The organism is Leifsonia sp. 466MF, from assembly GCF_900100265.1.
Taxonomy (GTDB): domain Bacteria; phylum Actinomycetota; class Actinomycetes; order Actinomycetales; family Microbacteriaceae; genus Leifsonia.
Window position 1 is genome coordinate 1,979,587 of the sequence record NZ_LT629696.1, and the last position, 14,303, is coordinate 1,993,889.

General features: G+C 70.4%; 17 protein-coding genes. 9 read left to right on the forward strand and 8 right to left on the reverse strand.

Annotated features, from left to right (window positions below; genetic code table 11):
• From BLR91_RS09425 to BLR91_RS09445, 5 genes are read left to right on the forward strand one after another with little or no spacing between them, the layout of a single operon-like run.
• Positions 1-1,368, forward strand: a complete 1,368-nt coding sequence (locus BLR91_RS09425) for a sensor histidine kinase (protein ID WP_089875528.1) — start codon at positions 1-3, stop codon at positions 1,366-1,368.
• Positions 1,365-2,039, forward strand: a complete 675-nt coding sequence (locus BLR91_RS09430; protein ID WP_018190776.1) for a response regulator — start codon at positions 1,365-1,367, stop codon at positions 2,037-2,039. The genes BLR91_RS09425 and BLR91_RS09430 overlap by 4 nt, the downstream gene beginning before the upstream one ends.
• Before the next feature lie 59 nt (positions 2,040-2,098).
• Positions 2,099-3,352 (forward strand): mechanosensitive ion channel family protein, encoded by a 1,254-nt coding sequence (locus BLR91_RS09435; protein WP_089875527.1) that lies wholly within the window; start codon positions 2,099-2,101, stop codon positions 3,350-3,352.
• Positions 3,349-3,747 (forward strand): globin, encoded by a 399-nt coding sequence (locus BLR91_RS09440; protein ID WP_020074931.1) that lies wholly within the window; start codon positions 3,349-3,351, stop codon positions 3,745-3,747. Before BLR91_RS09435 ends, BLR91_RS09440 begins: the two co-directional genes overlap by 4 nt.
• Positions 3,748-3,784: 37 nt before the next feature.
• A complete protein-coding gene (locus BLR91_RS09445; RefSeq protein ID WP_089875526.1) occupies positions 3,785-5,431 on the forward strand; it encodes an FAD-binding dehydrogenase in 1,647 nt (548 codons plus the stop codon).
• 123 nt (positions 5,432-5,554) lie between these two features.
• Here the strand turns inward: BLR91_RS09445 and BLR91_RS09450 are convergent, their stop codons facing one another.
• Positions 5,555-6,262: a hypothetical protein gene (locus BLR91_RS09450; RefSeq protein WP_089875525.1), complete on the reverse strand. Its 708-nt coding sequence runs from the start codon at positions 6,260-6,262 to the stop codon at positions 5,555-5,557.
• A gap of 42 nt (positions 6,263-6,304) precedes the next feature.
• Between BLR91_RS09450 and BLR91_RS09455 the strand changes: the two genes are divergently transcribed.
• On the forward strand, positions 6,305-7,180 hold the full coding sequence (locus BLR91_RS09455) for an acyl-CoA thioesterase (RefSeq protein ID WP_020074934.1): 876 nt from the start codon (positions 6,305-6,307) through the stop codon (positions 7,178-7,180).
• Here the strand turns inward: BLR91_RS09455 and BLR91_RS09460 are convergent.
• Together BLR91_RS09460 and BLR91_RS09465 are read right to left on the reverse strand one after the other, a co-directional pair.
• Positions 7,177-7,896: an anti-sigma factor family protein gene (locus tag BLR91_RS09460; RefSeq protein ID WP_089875524.1), complete on the reverse strand. Its 720-nt coding sequence runs from the start codon at positions 7,894-7,896 to the stop codon at positions 7,177-7,179. The genes BLR91_RS09455 and BLR91_RS09460 overlap by 4 nt on opposite strands.
• Positions 7,893-8,450 carry a sigma-70 family RNA polymerase sigma factor gene (locus tag BLR91_RS09465; protein ID WP_020074936.1) on the reverse strand — a complete coding sequence of 186 codons (558 nt, stop codon included), beginning with the start codon at positions 8,448-8,450 and terminating at the stop codon, positions 7,893-7,895. Before BLR91_RS09465 ends, BLR91_RS09460 begins: the two co-directional genes overlap by 4 nt.
• A 77-nt stretch (positions 8,451-8,527) precedes the next feature.
• On the opposite strand from BLR91_RS09465, the gene BLR91_RS09470 reads away from it, so the two are divergent.
• Positions 8,528-8,977, forward strand: coding sequence for a QcrA and Rieske domain-containing protein (locus BLR91_RS09470; protein ID WP_089875523.1), 450 nt, complete (start codon positions 8,528-8,530; stop codon positions 8,975-8,977).
• Positions 8,978-8,985: 8 nt separating this feature from the next.
• Positions 8,986-9,507, forward strand: a complete 522-nt coding sequence (locus BLR91_RS09475; protein ID WP_089875522.1) for a hypothetical protein — start codon at positions 8,986-8,988, stop codon at positions 9,505-9,507.
• A 19-nt stretch (positions 9,508-9,526) separates the two neighbouring features.
• Here BLR91_RS09475 and BLR91_RS09480 read toward each other — a convergent pair whose 3' ends face one another.
• From BLR91_RS09480 to msrA, 5 genes are all read right to left on the reverse strand, one after another.
• Positions 9,527-10,036, reverse strand: coding sequence for an acyl-CoA thioesterase (locus tag BLR91_RS09480; protein ID WP_089875521.1), 510 nt, complete (start codon positions 10,034-10,036; stop codon positions 9,527-9,529).
• Positions 10,037-10,047: 11 nt separating this feature from the next.
• Entirely contained in the window at positions 10,048-11,730 is a 1,683-nt protein-coding gene (gene ettA / locus BLR91_RS09485) for an energy-dependent translational throttle protein EttA (protein ID WP_089875520.1), read from the reverse strand.
• 83 nt (positions 11,731-11,813) lie between these two features.
• Positions 11,814-12,317 (reverse strand): DUF6993 domain-containing protein, encoded by a 504-nt coding sequence (locus BLR91_RS09490; protein ID WP_231918871.1) that lies wholly within the window; start codon positions 12,315-12,317, stop codon positions 11,814-11,816.
• Between the two features lie 10 nt (positions 12,318-12,327).
• Positions 12,328-12,744: a single-stranded DNA-binding protein gene (locus tag BLR91_RS09495; RefSeq protein WP_020074938.1), complete on the reverse strand. Its 417-nt coding sequence runs from the start codon at positions 12,742-12,744 to the stop codon at positions 12,328-12,330.
• Positions 12,745-12,870: 126 nt separating this feature from the next.
• Positions 12,871-13,395 (reverse strand): peptide-methionine (S)-S-oxide reductase MsrA, encoded by a 525-nt coding sequence (gene msrA / locus BLR91_RS09500; protein WP_089875519.1) that lies wholly within the window; start codon positions 13,393-13,395, stop codon positions 12,871-12,873.
• A 133-nt stretch (positions 13,396-13,528) separates the two neighbouring features.
• Here msrA and BLR91_RS09505 point away from each other — a divergent pair, with 133 nt between their 5' ends.
• Complete coding sequence (locus BLR91_RS09505; protein ID WP_231918872.1) at positions 13,529-14,239, forward strand: hypothetical protein; 711 nt, start codon at positions 13,529-13,531, stop codon at positions 14,237-14,239.
• The last annotated feature ends 64 nt before the right edge of the window (positions 14,240-14,303 follow it).

Genomic DNA, 14,303 nt, shown 5'->3' on the forward strand with positions numbered 1-14,303 from the left:
GTGACCTCGGAGGCGACCACCACGCAGACCCCGGACGGACTCGAACTGCCGAGACCGCCCGGGGTCGTGCGTCGTTTCTTCGGGGCGCATCCCCTCGCTGTCGACATCTTCGTCGCGGCGTTCTACCTCATCCCCTCGGTCGTCGGGGCGCTCGTCGTCTCGGCCGTCCACCCGACGCCGCAGGAGCTCATCCACCTCGTCCTGTCGGCCGTGGCCGGCGCTGCCCTGCTGGCGCGGCGGCAACAGCCCGCGGTCGTCTTCGCGATCGCGACCGTGCTGCTCGGCACCAGCGTCTTCCTCGGCCGCGACATGGATGTGGTGCCCACCCTGTTCGCGCTGTACGCGCTCGCGGTTTACCGCTCGATCCGCTCGGCGTGGGTGGCCTTCGCCGTGACCTCCGCCGTCACCGTCTCTACGCTCATCGTTCAGGTGCTGCTCACGCAGGCGAAGGTGTTCACGCCGCTCGAGACGGCGGCGATCCCGTCGGGCATCCTGGTGCTGTCGTTCAGCGTCGTCTCCGTCCTGATCGGCAGCAACGTCGGAAACCGCCGGCGCTACCTCAACGCCCTCATCGACCGCGCCCGTCAGCTCGCTCGCGAGCGGGACCAGCAGGCGGAGATCGCCGCCGCGGCGGAGCGGAGCCGGATCGCACGCGAAATGCACGACATCGTCTCGCACAGCCTCACGGTGATGATCACGCTGGCGGACGGCTCCGCGCGGATGGCAGATACGGCCTCCGATCGTCCGGAATCCGAGCGGACGGAACAGGCCGAGCGGTCGGCGCAGGCCATGCGTCTCGTCGCCGAGACGGGACGCGGCGCTCTGGCCGACATGCGCCGCCTGCTCGGCGTGCTGCGCGACGGCGAGAACGGCGCTGCGGCACGGGAACCGCAACCGGGCGTCGGCGAGTTGGCGGAACTGGTCGAGACGTTCCGCGCCGCGGGTCTGCCGGTGCGGATCACCGTCACCGGTCTGCCCCCGGAGGACATCGGGCAGCAGCTCACCATCTTCCGCGTGGTGCAGGAGGGCCTCACCAACGCCCTCCGTTACGCCCCGACTGCGACGGCCGTGCGCGTCGTCATCGTCTTCCAGCCGGGGACCGTCATCGTGACCATCGATGACAACGCTGCACTGCATCCCTCAGCCGGGCAGGGCTCCGGACGCGGGCTGATCGGTCTGCGCGAACGCGTCGGACTGTACGGCGGGACGCTGGAGGCGGGGCCACGGCCCGGTGGAGGCTGGCGGGTGCGGGCGGTGTTCGACGCCGTTCGTGCGGCTGGGCCCACCTCGGCGGCGCCACCTCCGCCTCCGCCTCCAGACATGACGACGACGCCCGCCCCCGCGACGACCCCGAAGGAGAACCCGTGACCGACGCCCCCATCCGCATCCTGCTCGTCGACGACCAGCAGCTGGTCCGCATGGGCTTCCGGATGGTGCTGGAGGCCGAACCGGACCTCGCCGTGGTCGGCGAGGCGGCCGACGGTGCCGAGGCCGTCCGGCTCACCGCGCAGGTGCGTCCGGATGTGGTGCTGATGGATGTGCGGATGCCGGTTCTCGACGGCATCGAGGCGACCCGGCGCATCGTCGAGACCGACCCGGGCGCGCGGATCATCATCCTCACCACCTTCGACCTCGACGAGTACGCGTTCGGCGGGCTCCGCGCGGGCGCGAGCGGGTTCCTCCTCAAGGACGCACGTCCCGACGAGCTGATCGGCGCCGTTCGCGCGGTGGCCGCGGGCGATGCGGCGGTCTCCGGCCGGGTGACGAGGGCGATGCTGGAGATGTTCGCCGACCGGCTCCCATCGGGATCGTCGCCGAACCAGACCGGGCACGACCCGGCGGCCGCCCTCACCCCGCGCGAGCGCGAGATCCTGCTCGCCATCGGCGAAGGCCTGAGCAACGGTGAGATCGGCGCGCGGTTCTACCTCACCGAGTCGACGGTGAAGACGCATGTCGGCCGCGTGCTCTCGAAGCTGCAGCTGCGCGACCGCGTGCACGCCGTGATCTTCGCGTACGAGCACGGGCTGCTGGAGCGATGAACCGCCGCGCCCCCGATTCCAGCGACCGCCAAGGCGCGGCTCGCTAGGCTCGACGGGGTATGGAAATCCTCAAAGCGAACTTCTGGACCGATCTCGGATCCTGGGCGGTCGACGCCGGCTGGAACATCGTCAACGCCGTCTGCATCGTCGCCGGTGCCTTCCTCCTCAGCTGGATCCTGCGCGTCGTCATCCGCAAGGTGGTCGGCCGGATCGTCAGCGGCGTCAAGAAGGGCCAGAACGTCAGCGACACGCAGGCGCTCGTCGCGTCGCCGCTCGCGGCCGTCCGCGTCGTGCAGCGCACCCGGACGCTCGGCTCGGTGCTGACCAACATCGTCAACGTGACGATCGGCATCATCGCGATCATCCTCATCCTCAACGTCTTTGTCCCCGACGTGCTCGGATCCTTTGCCCTGCTCACGGCCGCGATCGGCGCCGGTCTCGGTTTCGGCGCGCAGAACATCGTCAAGGACGTGCTCAACGGCCTGTTCATGGTCATGGAGGACCAGCTCGGTGTCGGCGACGTGGTCGACCTCGGCTCCGCGACCGGCGTCGTCGAGGCGGTCGGAATCCGCGTCACCCAGGTGCGCGACGTGAACGGCACGCTGTGGTTCGTCCGCAACGGCGAGATCCTCCGCGTGGGCAACATGTCGCAGGGCTGGGCGCGCGTCATCATCGACCTGGCCGTGCCCTACGAGGCGGACGTCGAGGCGGTCGAAGCGAAGATGCTGGAGACCGCGACGGCGCTCGCGACGAGCGCCAAGTGGCGCTCGCGCATCCTCGAGAAGCCGGAGCTGTGGGGAATCGAGTCGATCTCGGCCGACGCCATCGTCATCCGCATCGTGCTGAAGACCCGCACGACCGCGAAGGACGACGTCTCGCGCGAACTGCGCCTCCGCCTCAAGCAGGCGCTGGACGAGATGGGTGTAAAGCTCCCGTCGCTCTCGGCCGTCGTGCTGAGCGGATTCGACAGCGCCGGGAGCGTCACGGGCGCGAAGCCGCCGCGGACCCGGCCGAGCCAGGCGGTGACGCCGGAGCCGCCGCTGAAGGGGCGCAAGGCGCGCGCGGCGGCGAAGCGGCAGCAGGCAGCGAGCGGACGCGTGGCGGATCCCGGCGCGATCCGGATCACGCCGGCGGTCGAAGGCGGTGCGTCGGTGCGGGCTGCTGCGGAGAAGGCGGGCGCGGAGAAGCCGGTCGAGAAGCCGGCGGGCGACAAGCCGGCGGACAAGCCCGCGCCCCGCAAGCCCGCGACGCCGAAGCCGGACGCCGACGCCGCGCCCGACGCCCGCCCCGACACGGACGGACCCGCCCGATGAGCATCCCCGTCGGCCCACAGCCGAGCTTCTACGACCAGATCGGCGGACACGAGACGTTCGTCCGGCTGGTTGACGCGTTCTACCGCGACGTCGCCGACGACCCGGTGCTGCGACCGATGTACCCGGAGGAGGACCTGGGCCCGGCGAAGGAGCGGCTGACGCTGTTCCTGGAGCAGTACTGGGGTGGTCCGACGACGTACAGCGAGCAGCGCGGACACCCGCGGCTGCGGATGCGTCACAACCCGTTCAAGGTGAACCCGGACGCCCGGGACCGCTGGCTGACCCACATGCGGACCGCGGTCGGCGAGCTCGAGCTCCCGCCGCTGCAGGAGGAGACGCTCTGGAATTACCTGGAGCGGGCCGCGTTCGCTATGGTCAACACATTCGAGGAGTAGCGCTCCTCCCGCCATCCCGGTGCCGAAGGAGACACGGATGACCTACGAACCCGACGCGATCGTCGTCGGCGCGGGCCTTGCGGGCCTGGTCGCCGCATCCGAACTGCTGGACGCGGGGCGCCGGGTCACGATCGTGGAGCAGGAACCGTCGGCGTCGTTCGGCGGGCAGGCGTGGTGGTCGTTCGGCGGACTCTTCCTCATCGACTCCCCCGAGCAGCGCAGGATGGGCGTGCACGACTCCCTCGCGCTCGCCCGCGACGACTGGTTCGGCACCGCCGGCTTCGACCGCGACGAGGACCACTGGCCACGGCAGTGGGCGGAGGCGTACCTGCAGTTCGCGGCCGGCGAGAAGCGCGCGTGGCTGCACGAGAAGGGCGTCCGCTTCTTCCCCGTCGTGGGATGGGCGGAGCGCGGCGACGGCAGAGCCGGCGGTCACGGCAACTCGGTCCCCCGCTTCCACATCACCTGGGGAACGGGACCCGGCGTCGTCGAGCCGTTCGCCCGCCGGGTGCAGTCGGCGGCGGCGAACGGACGCGCGGCGATCCGCAACAGGCACCGGGTGGACGAGCTGATCGTCGAGGACGGCCGGGTCGTCGGCGTGCGCGGCGCGGTGCTCGCCCCCGACGTCGCCGGCCGTGGTGCGCCCAGCAACCGCGACGTCGTCGGCGACTTCGAGCTCCGCGCGCCGGTCGTCATCGTCGCCTCCGGCGGGATCGGCGGAAACCACGACCTCGTCCGAGCCGCCTGGCCTGCGCGGCTGGGCGAGCCGCCCGCATCCATGCTCTCCGGAGTGCCGGCCCACGTCGATGGCCGCATGCTGGGGATCGCAGAGACCGCGGGCGCCCACCTGATCAACGGCGACCGGATGTGGCACTACACCGAGGGCATCCAGAACTGGGACCCGGTGTGGGAGCGGCACGGAATCCGCATCCTGCCCGGCCCGTCATCCCTGTGGCTGGATGCGCACGGCGACAGACTGCCGTCGCCGTTGTACCCGGGATTCGACACGCTCGGGACGCTGGAGCACCTGCGGCGGACGGGCTCGGACTACAGCTGGTTCGTGCTGACCCAGAAGATCATCGAGAAGGAGTTCGCACTCTCCGGCAGCGAGCAGAACCCCGACCTGACCGGCAAAGACGTGCGGCTGCTCGCCAAGCGGGTCGCTCCCGGCGCGCCCGGGCCGGTGGAGGCGTTCAAGGAGAAGGGCGCCGACTTCGTGGTCGCCGACACGCTCGACGAACTGCTGGCCGGGATGCAGCGCATCGCCGACGTCCCGCTCGACACCGAGCTGGTCGCACGGCACGTGCACGAGCGCGACCGCCAGCTGGACAACGAGTTCGGCAAGGACCTGCAGCTCGCCGCGATCCGGGCGGCGCGCCGGTACCGGGGCGACAAGCTGATCCGCGTCGCGACGCCGCACAAGCTGCTCGACCCGGCGGCGGGACCCTTGATCGCGGTGAAGCTGCACATCCTCACACGGAAGAGCCTCGGCGGGATCGAGACGGACCTCGACGGGCGGGTGCTGTCGGCCGACGGCTCGGTCGTCCCGGGCCTCTATGCGGTCGGAGAAGCGAGCGGCTTCGGCGGTGGCGGGATGCACGGCTACCGCGCCCTGGAGGGCACGTTCCTGGGCGGCTGCCTCTTCTCGGGCCGCCAGGCCGGCCGAGCCGCCGCTCGCGCCTGATCCGCGCTCCCGTCCCGTCCCTTCCGTCGCGCGCCCCTCCGCCCGCCGTCGAGTCCGCAAACTTTGCACGCTGAAGCCCCGCCGAGCGTGCAAAGTTTGCGGACTCGACGGCGGGGGTGTGGGTCAGCGGCGGAGGGTCCAGGCCTGGCGGCGGACGAGGGTGTGGCCGCGGCGCGTGGTGAGGCGCGTCCAGGGGCCCGTCTCGTAGATGGTGACGGTGTCGTCGTCGCCGACGAAGCCGAGGCTGTCCGCGGCGAATGCGGCGCCCGCCGGGATGTACTCGAGGTCGTCGATCGGACGGCCCCACACCTCGGCGCGGACACGCTGCACCAACTGCTCGCCTGTGCCGGTCGGAACGGCCTCGGCGACCTCTGCGACTCCCGCCTTGGCGGTCGACTGCAGAAGCGCGGAGGACGTCTCTCCGACCTTCTGCCAGCCGCCCCGCGGCGGCGAGATGCCCGCCCACGTCACGGTCGAGACCTCGAGCGGCAGGCGGATCTCAATGGGCTCGGCGGCCCCCTCCGCGCCCGCGCCCTCGGACTCGGCGGCCTCTGCGTTCTCGCGCACCCGCGCGACGCGGTCGAGCAGCGAGCGGATGGGCACGACGACGTCGAACTCCACGTCCGCGCCCGTCGCGAAGGTCCGCAGGCCCAGCACGGTCGGCGTCTCATCCATCAGCCCGCGCGGATACAGGATCGCCGTGTAGACGGCCAGCACCCCCGATCCGGCGATCAGGCGCACGGAACCCTCCTCGACGCGGGCGGCCCGCGACAGATAAGTCTGCAGATCGGCGACGGCGAGGAGATCGACTAGAGAAAACGACTGGCTCATCGGATGTCTAAACTACCAACACACCACCGACTTGGAGGCACCGTGACCGAGCCCCTGGCTTCCCTACTGACCGCGCTCGATCTGACCGACACCGGCGCCCGCACCAGTGAGGACATCTTCACGGGCCCGTCGCAGTGGATGCCGCTGGGCCGCGTGTTCGGCGGCCAGGTGCTCGCCCAGTCGATCATTGCGGCCACCCGGACGGTCGAGGACGACCGCAGCATCCACTCGATGCACGGCTACTTCCTGCGTCCGGGCGACGTGAACTTCCCGATCACGTTCTCGGTCGACCGCATCCACGACGGCCGTTCGTTCTCCACACGCCGCACCCAGGCGTACCAGAACGGGCTGCCCATCCTGTCGATGATCGCCTCGTACCAGACGGAGGACGAGGGCATCGAGCACCAGGATGCGATGCCCGAGGGACTCCCGGAGCCGGAGAGCCTGCCGTCGACCGCCACCTCCCTCGAGGATGTGCGCCATCCCGTCGCGCAGTACTGGGCCAGCCAGCGCCCGTTCGACATGCGGCACGTCACCTCGCCGATCTACCTCTCGGTGGAGGGCGATCGCGTCGCCCACCAGGCGGTCTGGTTCCGCACGATCGGCGACATGCCCGATGACCCGGGGCTGCATCGGGCCGCGCTGGCGTACGCGAGCGACTACACGATCATGGAGTCGGTCATGCGCCGGCACGGGATCGCCTGGGCGACCCCGGGGCTCAAGGCCGCGAGCCTCGACCACGCGATGTGGTGGCACCGACCCGCCCGGGTGGACGAGTGGCTGCTCTACGTGCAGGAGTCCCCCACCGCCGGTGGCGGGCGCGGGCTCTCGCAGGGCCGCATCTTCACCCGGGACGGAGTCCTGGTGGCGAGCGTCGCTCAGGAGGCGACGATCCGCCTTCCGCGCGCCGACGACTAGTCGAACGTGCTCCGCAGCAGCACCGTGCCTCCTGCTGCGCGGATGTCGACCGAAGCGATGTCGGCGATCGGGATGCTCGTGGTCGCGACCGGGGTGGCGACGGTCCCCGCCTCGGCCGTCCACGTCGAGATCTCGTGCTGCTTGCCGGAGCGGTCGGTGACGACCATCGCGTAGGTCCACGCGCGGTCGCCGTCGTCGCCCCCGAGGTGGGCGTAGCGGCAGTCGGAGTCGATGCGGGTGCCCCACGGCTCGGCGGTCAGCCGGAGGTCGGCGGTGAGCGGGCTCGGTTCGACCTGCTTCATGACCACGGCTGCGGTGGGCGTGGATGCGGGCTGCAGGATCGCGGGCAGGGCGAAGGCGGCGAACCCCACCACGATCGCGGCAGCGGCCGCCGACAGCCCGGCGACCAGCCAGCGGGAACGGATGCGGCGCCGGCGCGCCTGGTGCAGCAGCGACGGGAGCACGTCGGGCCCCGGTCCCCCGGCCTCGGGCCGGTCAGTCGCGCTCGGCGCGGGCAGGGGCTCCTCCAGCAGCGCTGCGGCCTGCTCGCGCGGGACGCGGCTGAGGATGCCGGGCATGCCCGCCAGCTCGGCGACCGCCTCGGAGCACCGGTCGCATTCGCGCAGGTGCGCCTCGAAGGCGCGGCGTTCCGTCGGTGAGAGCGCGCCGAGCACGTACGCGGCGTCCCAGGTGGCGAACTCGTCGTGCGTGGTCATCGTTCCGTCACCCCTCTCTCCTGAAGTGCGAGCCGCAGCGCTCGCAGACCGTAGTGGAGGCGCGACTTGACCGTGCCTTCCGGGATGTCGAGCTCGCGTGCGATCTCGGCGATCGAGCGTCCGCCGTAGTAGGCGTGCACGATGACCGCGCGATGCTCGACGGACAGCTCCGCCAGCGCGTCCGACACCAGCCAGGCGTCGAGGACGGCGTCCGCCTCGCTGTCCGGTGCTGGATGTTCCGGCAGCGTGTCCGTGCCGAACTCGTGCCGGTGGGCGGCGCTGCGGCGGCCGTCGATGACGAGGTTGCGGGCCACGGTGAAGAGCCAGGTGCGCGCGGACTGCTGCGACTGGTCGAGCACGGATGGCTTCCGCCAGGCGCGCAGGAGGGTCTCCTGCACCACGTCGTCGGCCATCGCACGGTCGCCGGTGAGGTGCACGACGTACCGCCATACGGCTTGCGCGTGCTGGTCGTGCAGCTCGCGCAGCAGGCGGGCGTCCTCCTCCGGCATGTTCACCTCCACCTCGTACACGATGCAGCCGACGGAAAGGTTCATGCGGAACGGTTGAACCGACCGCGCGACCGTCTCGTGATAACCGTAGAAGACGTATCCGCCGAACGGGAGGAATCCGCATGAACGACCACGCACCGCTCACCCGCCGCACCCTCGTCACGATCGGCGGGGCTTCCGCCGGCGCGGTCCTGCTCGCCGCCTGCACACCCGGCGGCGGACAGGACGCGAACGGATCCGGATCCGGGTCCGGGGACGGCGGCTCGTCCGCGGGCGGCGGAACGGCCGAGGTCTCGCTCGCGTCCATCCCCGTCGGCGGCGCCGTGTCGGCCACGCTCGCGGGAAAGCCCATCGTGGTGTCGCAGCCGTCCGCCGGTCAGGTGGTGGCGTTCAGCGCCGTCTGCACGCATCAGGGGTGCACGGTCGCGCCGCAGGGCAAGGAGTTCGATTGCCCGTGCCACGGCTCGAAGTTCGACGCGACGACCGGTGATGTCCTCAACGGCCCTGCGCGCGATCCGCTGCCGAAGCTGAAGGCGACCGTGTCGGGCGACTCCGTCACCGTCACCGCGTAGGGCGCGCCGTGGAGGTCAACGGACTGCCGCTGCACGTCCTCCTGGTCCACTTCGTCGTCGTTCTGGTGCCGCTGACGGCGATCGCCGCCCTGCTGGTGCCGATCTGGCCGGCAGCACGCCGACGGCTCGGGATCGTGGTGCCGCTGCTCGCGCTGGCTGACCTGATCCTGGTCCCCGTGGTCATGGAGGCCGGCGAGTGGCTGCAGGCGCGTCTGCCCGCTACACCGCTGATCCAGCAGCACGCGGCCCTCGGGCGGATACTCCTGCCGTGGGTGATCGCACTGTTCGCGTTCACCGTCGTGCAGTGGGCGTGGTTCTTCTTCTTTGACCGGCCGGACTCGCCGCGTCGGCCGAGCGTGACGGTGCGCCGGATCGCGATCATCGTGCTGACGGTGATCGCGGTCGTGCTGGCCGTCGGAACGGTCGTCGAGGTGATCGTGATCGGCGAGGCGGGATCTCGGGCGGTGTGGGAGAACTCCTTCAGCCCGAACCCGGTGCAGAGCAACCCGGCACCGACACCGACCCCGTGAGCGAGGAGCGGGGCGTCGTCTAGGACCGCTTGGCGAACGCCACCGGCTCGTCGAGGTACGGCGTCCAGGCGTCCCGCTCGCGCTCGTTGATCCGGCGCGGCCGCTGTGTGGTCGCGTCGACGAGCACGATCGTGGTGGCCGCGCGCGAGAACAACGTCTTCGGCTCCGTGCCCTCCGGCGACCAGACCTCGTAGCAGACCTCGAGGCTCGCGCCGCCGAGGCGGCCCAACCAGAGCTGCACGTCGAGCGGCTGACGAAGGTAAGGGATGGGCGCCAGGTACTCGATCTCCTGCCGCGCGATCAGCGTGAGCGTGTCCGCACCCGGACGGCCGTCGAGGACCGCGGTCGACCCGCCTACGGCTTCGCCGCTCCCGGCCGCCGCGCCGTTGGCGTCGCCATCGGAATCGTCCGTCGCCCAGAACGCCTCGATGCGCGCCTCCTCCAGGAGGCGCAGCATCTCGGCGTTGTTGACGTGGCCGTAGGCGTCGAGGTCGCTCCAGCGGAGCTTGATCGGGACGTGCAGTCGCATGGCCGGCCGACTCAGTCGCGCGTGAGCTTGCGGTACGCGGAGCGGTGGGGCTTCGCGGCGTCGGGGCCCAGGCGGTCGACCTTGTTCTCCTCGTACGCCTCGAAGTTTCCCTCGAACCAGTACCAGTCAGCCGGGTTCTCCTCGGTGCCCTCGTAGGCCAGGATGTGGGTCGCGATCCGGTCGAGGAACCACCGGTCGTGGGTGATGACCACAGCGCAGCCGGGGAACTCGAGCAGGGCGTTCTCCAGGCTGGACAGCGTCTCGACGTCGAGGTCGTTCGTCGGCTCGTCGAGGAGCAGCAGGTTGCCGCCCTGCTTCAGGGTGAGGGCGAGGTTCAGGCGGTTGCGCTCACCACCGGAGAGCACGCCCGCCTTCTTCTGCTGGTCCGGTCCCTTGAAGCCGAAGGTGGAGACGTAGGCCCGCGACGGCACCTCGGTCTTGCCGACCTGGATGTAGTCGAGCCCGTCGGACACGACCTCCCAGACGTTCTTGTTGGGATCGATGCCGCCACGCGTCTGGTCGACGTAGGAGATCTGCACGGTCTCGCCGACCTTCAGGTCTCCGCCGTCGAGCGGCTCGAGGCCGACGATCGTCTTGAACAGCGTCGTCTTTCCGACACCGTTCGGGCCGATGACGCCGACGATGCCGTTGCGGGGCAGCGTGAACGTGAGGCCGTCGATGAGCTTGCGGTCGCCGAAGCCCTTCTCGAGGTTCTTCGCGTCGATCACGATCTGACCGAGGCGCGGGCCCGGCGGGATCTGGATCTCCTCGAAGTCGAGCTTCCTCGTGCGCTCCGCCTCGGCTGCCATCTCCTCGTAGCGGGCCAGACGGGCCTTCGACTTGGCCTGGCGCCCCTTGGCGTTGCTGCGCACCCAGTCGAGCTCCTCGGAGAGGCGCTTGGCGAGTTTCGCGTCCTTCTTGCCCTGGACCTCGAGGCGCTCGCGCTTCTTCTCGAGGTAGGTCGAGTAGTTGCCCTCGTACGGGTACAGGTGACCGCGGTCGACCTCGGCGATCCACTCGGCCACGTGGTCGAGGAAGTACCGGTCGTGGGTCACGGCGAGAACGGCGCCGTGGTACTTGGCCAGGTGCTGCTCGAGCCAGAGCACGCTCTCGGCGTCGAGGTGGTTGGTGGGCTCGTCGAGGAGCAGGAGGTCCGGCTTCTGCAGCAGCAGCTTGCAGAGCGCGACACGGCGCTTCTCACCACCGGAGAGCGTGTGGACCGGCCAGTCCCCCGGCGGGCAGCGGAGCGCATCCATCGCCTGGTCGAGCTGCGAGTCGAGGTCCCAGGCGTCGGCGGCGTCGATCTGCTCCTGCAGCGTGCCCATCTCGGCGAGGAGCGTGTCGAAATCGGCGTCCGGGTCGGCGAGCAGGCCGGAGATCTCGTTGAAGCGGTCGACCTTCTGCTTGATCTCTCCCACGCCCTCCTGGACGTTCTCGAGGACGGTCTTGTTCTCGTCGAGCTCGGGCTCCTGCATGAGGATGCCGACCGTGTAGCCGGGGCTGAGCTTGGCGTCGCCGTTGGAGGGCGTGTCCAGACCGGCCATGATCTTCAGGATGGTGGACTTACCGGCGCCGTTGGGACCCACGACGCCGATCTTCGCTCCCGGCAGGAACGCCATCGTGACATCGTCGAGGATCACCTTGTCGCCGACCGCCTTGCGGGCGCGCACCATCGAGTAAATGTATTCGGCCACTCTTCTTCTTCAACTCCCTGTCGTCGGCTTACTGCCGTATTCGAGGATACCGGCCCTGCGCCGCCTCCCGGGCGGCTCCGGCCCTACCAGTCGATCGGACGGGTCTGCCCGATAAGGCAGTTCCCGGTGGACAGCACGGGCGTCACCATGCTGGAGTATCCGCCCGCGTCGGCGCCGTTCTGGCCGATCAGGCAGGTGTCGCCCATCCGCACCGAGAACTGGATCGAGTTCGCCTTGAGCCCGATGGTCGTCGTGTCGACGGTCACCTGCATGTCGGCCTTGGTGAAACCGGCCTTGACGAGCGCGTCGATGAAGTCACGACCCTGGGCGTTCGGGTTCGCAGCGAGCGTCGCATGGTTCACCGTGTCGAAGTAGGCGAGGTTCTCCTGCGCCGTGCCGCCCGGCACCAGCCCAGCCGGCGTCGGTGTTGCCGTGCTCGTGGCCGTCGGTGTCGCGGTGGGTGTCACGGACGCCTTGGGCGTGGAGCCCGTGCACCCGGCGAGGGCGAGCGCAACGGTCAGTCCGGCCACCAGTGTGAGAGCTGACGCGGCGGGCGAACCAGCCCGGCGGACCACGGAAGACGGCATATCCGGCATCTTAGGGTGCCGCCGCTGGGATTCCCTCGGGAGGTGCCGATACAGGATCACCGTCGGTATCCGCTCCGGCCGCCCGCGTGAACCGCGATCGCCCCCAGGTGAGGTCGTGCCCGATCGACTCCGCCTCGATCTCGACCGTCATGCCCTGCTTCTCGCCCGTCCACTCGCGCAGGCACAGCCGCCCGGCGACCAGCACGGGATCGCCCTTCGTGATGGACTCCGCGGTGCCCAGAGCGAGACGCCGGAAGGCGCTCACGGTGTACCAGTTGCTGCCGCCGTCCTCCCAGGAGGACGCCTGGCGGTTGTAGCGGCGGTGCGTGGTGACGAGCCGGAAACTCGTGATCGGCACGCCGCCCTCGGTGACGAGGTGACGGGGCTCGGTGGCGACGAAGCCGCGGACGGCCACGGTGTCGGACATGTTCTCCTCTTCTCTGCGCCCGCTCCTGCGGCGGGCACAACCCCAGCCTCGCCGGTCGCGTGCGTCGGCGGCCGGGGATCAGCGGATCTGTGGAGAACGGGCGGAACCCGAAAGAGGTGGACGGATTCAGGCCGCCACGTAGTCCGCGTAGGAGGCGCGGATCTTGTTCACCTTCGGCAGGGCGACGGCGAGGCAGTACCCCTGGCCCGGGTTCTTCGCGAAGAAGTCCTGGTGGTACTCCTCGGCGCGGTAGAACGGCCCGAGCGGGTCGATCGTTGTCACGATCCCGCCGTCCCAGTACTCGGCAGCGCGGTCGCGCGCACCCTCGAACAGCTCGCGCTCGTGCTCGCTGTCGTAGAACATCGCCGAGCGGTACTGGGTCCCGATGTCGTTGCCCTGCCGGTTCAGCTGGCGCGGGTCGTGCAGCGTGAAGAAGACGTCGAGGATGACGCTCGGCGGGATGACCTCGGGGTCGAACGTGACCGCCACCGCCTCCGCGTGGCCGGTGCGGCCGGTGCACACCTCCTCGTAGGTCGGATCGACGGTCGTCCCGCCGGTGTAGCCGGACACGACATCCTGCACGCCGCGGAGCACGCGGTACACGGCATCCAGGCACCAGAAGCATCCGCCTGCCAGCACGAAGGTCTGCATGGGGTCCCCTTTCGATCGTCGCCTCCATTCTGCCGCGCGGCGCGGACGTCGTGCGCGGCGGACGCCGTGCCCGTTTGACGACACGACGGAAAGGGTCCGCGTCGAGGTGGACAACCGCGGCTACCATCACGGCATGCAGTGGTGGAATGACTTCGTCGATTGGCTCACGTCGCCGGCCGCGCGCCCGGCGATCTTCTACGCGGCGGTCCTCGCGGTCGCCGTGATCGTCTCCGGCCTGATCTCCGCATGGATCGCCCGAGGCGCCCTCAAGAGACTCCTCTCCCGCACCGACCGCCAGCAGAAGGCGTCCGCGATCGCCGCGCTCGTCGACGCCGCGACCGAGGCCTCCGTCTGGAACTCCCTCACCCCTGCCGAGCAGGTGCTCTCCGACCGCGCCGTCGGCCAGGCCGACATCATGGTCCGGCTGCTCCCGATCAAGACGGCAGGCCTCGCGGCCACCTGGGCGGGCCACCAGCTCGCCGAGATGAAGCGCGCGTCGGCCACCTTCGGCTACCAGCTCGATCCCGCGATCGCGGAGTTCCGCGACCGCCTGCTCGAGTGGCAGAACAACCCGCGCCGCGCCCGCCGCATCTTCCAGAGCGACCTCGAGCGGTGGCGGTTCGAGAACACCGACACCGAGCGCTCGCTGATCGCCCAGCAGGATGCCTGGGTCGCCCAGCAGCACCACGAGCAGTACGCCGCACCGGCGACCGCGGCGGCTCCCGCGACGGCTGCGCCCGCGCGGGACGACACCGCCGAGACGAACCCGTTCGTCCAGGCCGCGGCGGCCGGCGCTCAGCAGCAGGACACGTCGCCTACCAGCCGCCTGGGCCAGCCCGTCTGACGACCTCCGCTTCGGCGGCAACGCACTCCACCCGACACGAAGGGCGCCGGCATCACGCCGGCGC

Bases quoted from the DNA above. Each gene is read 5' to 3' on its own strand.
- BLR91_RS09505 (WP_231918872.1), top strand. From the start codon at position 13,529: ATGCAGTGGTGGAATGACTTCGTCGATTGGCTCACGTCGCCGGCCGCG.
- msrA (WP_089875519.1), bottom strand. From the start codon at position 13,395: ATGCAGACCTTCGTGCTGGCAGGCGGATGCTTCTGGTGCCTGGATGCC.
- BLR91_RS09495 (WP_020074938.1), bottom strand. From the start codon at position 12,744: ATGTCCGACACCGTGGCCGTCCGCGGCTTCGTCGCCACCGAGCCCCGT.
- BLR91_RS09480 (WP_089875521.1), bottom strand. From the start codon at position 10,036: ATGCGACTGCACGTCCCGATCAAGCTCCGCTGGAGCGACCTCGACGCC.
- BLR91_RS09435 (WP_089875527.1), top strand. From the start codon at position 2,099: ATGGAAATCCTCAAAGCGAACTTCTGGACCGATCTCGGATCCTGGGCG.
- BLR91_RS09445 (WP_089875526.1), top strand. From the start codon at position 3,785: ATGACCTACGAACCCGACGCGATCGTCGTCGGCGCGGGCCTTGCGGGC.
- BLR91_RS09465 (WP_020074936.1), bottom strand. From the start codon at position 8,450: ATGAACCTTTCCGTCGGCTGCATCGTGTACGAGGTGGAGGTGAACATG.
- BLR91_RS09470 (WP_089875523.1), top strand. From the start codon at position 8,528: ATGAACGACCACGCACCGCTCACCCGCCGCACCCTCGTCACGATCGGC.
- BLR91_RS09490 (WP_231918871.1), bottom strand. From the start codon at position 12,317: ATGCCGTCTTCCGTGGTCCGCCGGGCTGGTTCGCCCGCCGCGTCAGCT.
- BLR91_RS09440 (WP_020074931.1), top strand. From the start codon at position 3,349: ATGAGCATCCCCGTCGGCCCACAGCCGAGCTTCTACGACCAGATCGGC.
- BLR91_RS09450 (WP_089875525.1), bottom strand. From the start codon at position 6,262: ATGAGCCAGTCGTTTTCTCTAGTCGATCTCCTCGCCGTCGCCGATCTG.
- BLR91_RS09460 (WP_089875524.1), bottom strand. From the start codon at position 7,896: ATGACCACGCACGACGAGTTCGCCACCTGGGACGCCGCGTACGTGCTC.